The sequence below is a fragment of the Natronospira sp. genome, assembly GCF_007134575.1.
Taxonomy (GTDB): Bacteria; Pseudomonadota; Gammaproteobacteria; order Natronospirales; family Natronospiraceae; genus Natronospira; species Natronospira elongata.
Window position 1 is genome coordinate 1 of sequence record NZ_SLKM01000268.1, and the last position, 5,687, is coordinate 5,687.

The following is a 5,687-nucleotide window of genomic DNA, read 5'->3' on the forward strand; positions in this document are numbered from 1 at the left end:
AGGCAATCGGCCCATCAAATTGAATACGCCATCAGCAAGCAAGGCCTAGGTGACCACCACCAAAGGTAGGCCTTGGGGCCGACAGGGGTTTCCAAGACTGTGGGCGACAGGACGTCGCCCACAGAGCCTACAGGGATGTATTTACGGCGCTCTTGGAAACCCCTGTCGGCCCCAAGGCCGGAACGCACCCCGTCACCGACAAAGAAGGGTCCTAGGGCGCTGCCTCAATGACTGCCTTCCTGCTTGGGCAGGAAAATCAGGCGGGTGCCGGCGGCGATGTCGTGGAGGCTGCGGCGTTCTTCGTCCACCAGAACCCAGGCCATGGAAATGCACAGCGGCATGAGCATCAGCGCGCCCAGCCAGTCCGGCCAGAAGTCCTGGGTCAGGAAGGCCAGGCCATAGAGGGCAAGAATCAGCAGCAGGAGCATCAGCCCGGCGCGCATGATCAGGCGCCAGAGTGGGGGATGATGACCCTGCCCATTGACCAGGCGCAGGCGCCAGGCCCGCATCCCCAGGGTCTGGCCGCTGCGCTGCCAGAACCAGATGAAAAACAGGCCGGTGACCAGAATCAGATAGGCAAGCAGCATGGGGTTCTCCGGCTCGAAGGCCTCTTCCCCCGCAAAGGGCAGAGCCACCAGCGTGGCAATGAACCAGATGGCCAGCACCAGAAGGCCGTCATAGAGGGCCGCGCCGAGACGGCGCAGTAAGCTGGCCGGACGCTGCTTGTCGATCTCCATGCCAAAAGACTCCGGTTTCACGGTCTTCCGGGACGGCCGGGGCCCGCAGAGAGTGCGGGAGCGGCGCGATTGGGGGCGGGAATGGTATCATGGTCGCCGCGAATCGGGCCCTTCGCTGCACCAGGTGGGGTAACGCAAGCGGTGGCGGTGCTACCGCTTGCGCTACCCCTGTCTGTTGCCACGGCGAGGCCCGGACGCTCCGGATTTGCCCAGGTTTCATTCAGCAGAGGGAAGGGTTTCGCTATCGCCGAGCCAGCCATTATTCCACGTCCACAGCATAATGTTTCGCGGCAGCATATTTCCGAGGCTGCCCTGAAGGTTCTGTATCGCCTGAAGAACGCCGGCTACGAAGCCTATATCGTCGGCGGAGGTGTCCGGGACCTGCTGCTGGGCGGTCAGCCCAAGGATTTCGACATCGCCACCGATGCCAGGCCCGAAGAAGTGCGGGAGCAGTTCCGCAATTGTCGCCTGATCGGGCGACGCTTTCGCCTGGCCCACGTCTTGTTCGGTCCCGAGGTTATAGAGGTGGCCACCTTCCGGGCGATGACGCCGGACGAAGACAGTGCCGCGACCGCCAATGGCCGGGATCATGACATTGACGATTCGGGCATGATCCTGCGCGACAATGTCTACGGCACGCTGGAAGAAGACGCCTTCCGGCGGGACTTCACCATCAATGCGCTCTATTACAACATCCGCGATTTTTCCATCGTCGACTATGTCGGCGGCATGGAGGACGTTCGTCGTCGCGTGATTCGTCTCATTGGTGACCCGGAAGCCCGCTACCGCGAGGACCCCGTTCGAATGCTGCGGGCGATTCGTTTCGCGGTGAAGCTGGGTTTTGATATTGCGCCCACCACCGAAGCCCCGCTGGGGTACATGGGCGAGCGGCTGGAGGATATTCCGCCGGCCCGGCTTTTCGATGAGTATCTCAAGCTTTTCCTCGCCGGACGCGCCCTGGAGACCTTTGACAAGCTTCGGGAATACGGACTGTTCGGAATCCTGTTTCCCCAGGCCGAGCACAGTTTCCTTGGTCCGGAAGGACAACGCCGACTGGATTTCGTGCGGGCAGCGCTCGCCAATACGGATCGACGTATCGCCGAAGACAAGCCGGTCACCCCGGCCTTTCTGCTCGCCGCCTTCCTGTGGGGGGCAGTGCAGGATCAGACGCGTCGCTTCGAGGAAGATGGCAACAACCCGGCCGAGGCCATGCAGTTGGCGACCCGTGTGGTGTTCGAGAACCAACAGTCCACGGTCTCGATCCCCCGTCGTTTCGGCATGGTGATGCGCGATATGGTCCATCTTCAGCGCCGGCTTACCCGGACCCGCGGCAAGCGGTCCATGCGGCTGCTGGGACATCCGCGCTTTCGGGCAGCCTACGACTTTCTGCTGCTGCGGGCGGAAGTGGGTGATGCACCGCAAGACCTGGCCGAGTTCTGGACTCAGGCCCAGGAGTCCGTGCCGGAAGGGGAAGCCCAGCTCTTTGCCGCCCGGCAGGGCGAGCAGGATGGCCCCGGTCGCCGACGGGGCAAGCGACGTCGGCGACGCCGCAAGCCTGGAGGGGGTAACGGTGACTGAGCAGGATCTGGCCTGGGTGGGGCTGGGCGCCAATCTGGGTGATCCGCAAGACATGCTGCACTCTGCCCTGTCGGCCCTGGAGACACTGCCGGATTGTGAGCTGCGCCGGGCCTCCTCGCTTTATCGCACCCCGCCCATGGGCCCCCCGGGTCAGCCTGATTACGTCAATGCCGTGGCGGGACTGGCAACCGCGCTTAGCCCGGAGTCCCTGCTGGAGGCATTGCTGGGTCTGGAGAGCCGCCTGGGCCGGCGACGGTCCAGTGCCCAGCGCTGGGGGCCACGCCTGATTGATCTGGACCTGCTCTGCTATGGTCAGGCTCGGCGTGAGAGTGAATTTTTGAGCCTGCCGCACCCGGGCCTGGCAGAACGCGCCTTTGTGCTGGTGCCACTGGCCGAGGTGGCACCCGAGCTGGAGGTGCCGGGTGTGGGACGGGTCATTGACCGGAAAGGAATGATCAGTTGCGAGGGGATCGAGCGACTATGAGCCTGTCGGATTCGCATGCACCCCGCTACGTGGTAGTGGAGGGCCCCATCGGTGTTGGCAAGACCAGTTTTGCCCGGCGCCTGGGCGAGGCCTGGGATGCCGAGCTGATGCTGGAGGGGGCAGAAGCCAACCCCTTTCTGGAGCGCTTCTACGAAGATCCCAGGGGTGCGGCCCTGCCCACCCAGCTGTTCTTCCTCTACCAGCGCGCCCAGCAGATTCAGGCCCTGCGCCAGTCGGACCTGTTTCAGCCGCGGACCCGGGTAGCCGATTTTCTCCTCGACAAGGATCGGCTGTTTGCCAGTCTCAATCTGGATCACCACGAACTGCAGCTCTACGAGCAGGCCTGGAGCCATCTGTCACTGGATGCCCCCAAACCGGATCTGGTGGTCTATCTGCAGGCCCCTGTTCCGGTGCTCATGGAACGCATCGAAAAACGCGGGATTCCCTGGGAGCGCGGCATTACCCCCGATTATCTGCATCGGCTGGTGGATACCTACACCGAGTTCTTCCATCATTATGAGCAGTCGCCGCTGTTGATCGTGAACACGGCCGACATCAATCCGGTGGAGCGGGAACAGGACTTCCAGTTACTGGTGAATCAGCTCAAGCAAGTGCGAAGCGGTCGACACTATTTCAATCCCGGTCCAATCTGAGAGAGTTTTCAATGTACGGATCCAAGGCATCACAATCAGGCGAATCGCCTGCCCGCCAACGGCCGGTGACCCTGAGTACACTGGCCAAGATGAAGGCCGAGGGCGAGAAGATTGCCTGTCTGACCGCCTACGACGCCGCCTTCGCCAGGGTGGAGGAGGCTGCCGGGGTGGACCTGGTGCTGGTTGGCGATTCCCTGGGGATGGTGATCCAGGGGCATGCCACCACCGTGCCGGTCACCATGGACCACATGGAGTACCACACCCGCTGTGTGGCCGCCGGGCTCCACATCCCTCTGCTGGTGGCCGACATGCCCTTTGTCAGCTATGCCGATCCCCAGCGGGCCGTGGATAATGCCGCTCGCCTGATGCGTGCCGGCGCGGGCATGGTGAAACTGGAAGGGGCCGCGGGGCAGGCGGAGGTCATCGCCGCGCTGGCGGGGCAGGGTATTCCCGTCTGCGCCCATCTGGGTCTGAGGCCCCAGTCGGTCCACAAGGCCGGTGGTTTCCGGGTTCAGGGACGTGACGAGGCCGCTGCCGATGCCATGCGCCAGGATGCCCGTGATCTGGTCGCCGCCGGTGCCGACCTGTTGCTGCTCGAGTGTGTGCCGCGGGATCTGGCCCAGCGAATTACCGCCGAGGCCGAGGTCCCGGTGATCGGTATCGGTGCCGGTGCCGGGGTGGATGGCCAGATTCTGGTGGTGCACGACATGCTGGGGATTCCACCGGGCCGCAAGCCGCGCTTCGTGGAGAATTTCATGGCCGAGGCCGACAGCGTGGATGCGGCCATTTCCGCCTATGTCCAGGCCGTCAAGGACGGCCGCTATCCTTGCGACGAGCACGGATTCGACTGATGCGCACCCTCGACAACATCGTGGAACTGAGGCAGCTCGTCGCCGGCTGGCGGCACCGCAGCGAGACCGTGGGATTCGTGCCCACCATGGGTAATCTCCATGCCGGCCACCTGGCCCTGGTGGACGATGCTCGTAACAATGCCGACCGGGTGGTCGTCAGTATCTTCGTGAACCCCATGCAGTTCGGCCCGGGCGAGGACCTGGAGGCCTACCCCCGGACGCTGAAGGCGGATCAGGAAAAGCTGGTCGAGGCCGGTGTGGACCTGCTGTTCGCGCCTGATGTTGCCAGCATCTACCCGCGGGGAGAGGAAAACACCAGCACCGTGGCGGTGCCGTCGGCCCTGACGGATGTGCTTTGCGGTCGGGACCGACCAGGGCATTTCCGCGGCGTGGCCACGGTGGTGGCCAAGCTTTTCAACATGGTTCAGCCGGATGTAGCCGTGTTTGGCGAGAAGGACTGGCAGCAATTGCAGGTAATCAGGCGCATGACCGAGGATCTCAATCTCCCGGTCAAGGTGCTCGGCTCACCCACCATGCGTGAGACTGACGGTCTGGCCACCAGTTCGCGGAACCAGTACCTGAGCGAGGAGGAACGGCAGCGGGCACCGCTGCTCTACCAGGTGCTGCAGCAGGTCTCGACCGCGCTTTCCAGGGACCGGGGCAGTCTGGAAGCAGCGCTGGCCGCCGGTCGACAGCGGCTGGAAGAAGCGGGTTTTGAAGTGGATTACCTGGAAGCCCGGGATCGGGACACTCTCGGGCCGCCAGGGGAGGGGCCCATCAATGTCTTTGGCGCCGCCCGCCTGGGCAAGGCCCGGCTGATCGACAATCTTGCCGTACCGGCGCCCGGCAAGGCCCCGGCTTGAGTCGGGGCCGGGCCCTGGCCTAAAATTGGCGGGCTAGGCCTTTGTGGGCCTGGCTCGCGTTTATCGCGATATTCTGACTGACCAGCTCAACAAGACGGTTCGCCATGTTTGTGACATTGCTGAAGGCCAAGCTGCATCGTGCCTGCGTGACCCACGCCGAAGTGGATTACGAAGGTTCCTGCGCCATCGACGGAAACCTGCTGGACGCGGCAGGAATCCATGACTATGAACAGATCGAGATTTACAACGTGACCAATGGTGAGCGTTTCTCCACCTACGCCATTCGTGGCGAGGAAGGCTCCCGGATTATCTCGGTCAACGGCGCGGCTGCCCACAAGGCCAGTCCCGGCGACCGGGTCATCATCTGCGCCTACGGCGGCATGGACGAGTCCGAGGTGGCGCGCCACAAGCCGCGTTTGCTCTATATGGACGAGAGCAACCAGGTCAAGAACAGCCGTAATGCCATTCCAGTACAAGCGGCCTGAAAGACCTCAAGCAACAATTTGAATTATCATTCACTG

Annotated in this window: 7 protein-coding genes; 6 read left to right on the forward strand and 1 reads right to left on the reverse strand. The window is 63.2% G+C overall.

Annotated features, from left to right (window positions below; all coding sequences use genetic code 11):
- Positions 1–224: 224 nt before the first annotated feature.
- Complete coding sequence (locus tag ACJWXQ_RS10835; protein ID WP_346052420.1) at positions 225–737, reverse strand: RDD family protein; 513 nt, start codon at positions 735–737, stop codon at positions 225–227.
- 141 nt (positions 738–878) lie between these two features.
- On the opposite strand from ACJWXQ_RS10835, the gene pcnB reads away from it, so the two are divergent.
- The 6 genes from pcnB (at position 879) to panD (ending at position 5,651) form a co-directional block, all read left to right on the forward strand.
- Positions 879–2,315 carry a polynucleotide adenylyltransferase PcnB gene (gene pcnB, locus ACJWXQ_RS10840; protein ID WP_346052419.1) on the forward strand — a complete coding sequence of 479 codons (1,437 nt, stop codon included), beginning with the start codon at positions 879–881 and terminating at the stop codon, positions 2,313–2,315.
- Positions 2,308–2,799: a 2-amino-4-hydroxy-6-hydroxymethyldihydropteridine diphosphokinase gene (gene folK, locus ACJWXQ_RS10845; RefSeq protein WP_406672807.1), complete on the forward strand. Its 492-nt coding sequence runs from the start codon at positions 2,308–2,310 to the stop codon at positions 2,797–2,799. Before pcnB ends, folK begins: the two co-directional genes overlap by 8 nt.
- Positions 2,796–3,452 (forward strand): deoxynucleoside kinase, encoded by a 657-nt coding sequence (locus tag ACJWXQ_RS10850; RefSeq protein ID WP_346052415.1) that lies wholly within the window; start codon positions 2,796–2,798, stop codon positions 3,450–3,452. The genes folK and ACJWXQ_RS10850 overlap by 4 nt, the downstream gene beginning before the upstream one ends.
- 11 nt (positions 3,453–3,463) lie before the next feature.
- On the forward strand, positions 3,464–4,303 hold the full coding sequence (gene panB, locus ACJWXQ_RS10855) for a 3-methyl-2-oxobutanoate hydroxymethyltransferase (RefSeq protein ID WP_346052413.1): 840 nt from the start codon (positions 3,464–3,466) through the stop codon (positions 4,301–4,303).
- A complete protein-coding gene (gene panC, locus ACJWXQ_RS10860; RefSeq protein WP_346052411.1) occupies positions 4,303–5,166 on the forward strand; it encodes a pantoate--beta-alanine ligase in 864 nt (287 codons plus the stop codon). Before panB ends, panC begins: the two co-directional genes overlap by 1 nt.
- A gap of 104 nt (positions 5,167–5,270) precedes the next feature.
- Positions 5,271–5,651: an aspartate 1-decarboxylase gene (gene panD, locus ACJWXQ_RS10865; RefSeq protein WP_346052410.1), complete on the forward strand. Its 381-nt coding sequence runs from the start codon at positions 5,271–5,273 to the stop codon at positions 5,649–5,651.
- Positions 5,652–5,687: the final 36 nt, after the last annotated feature.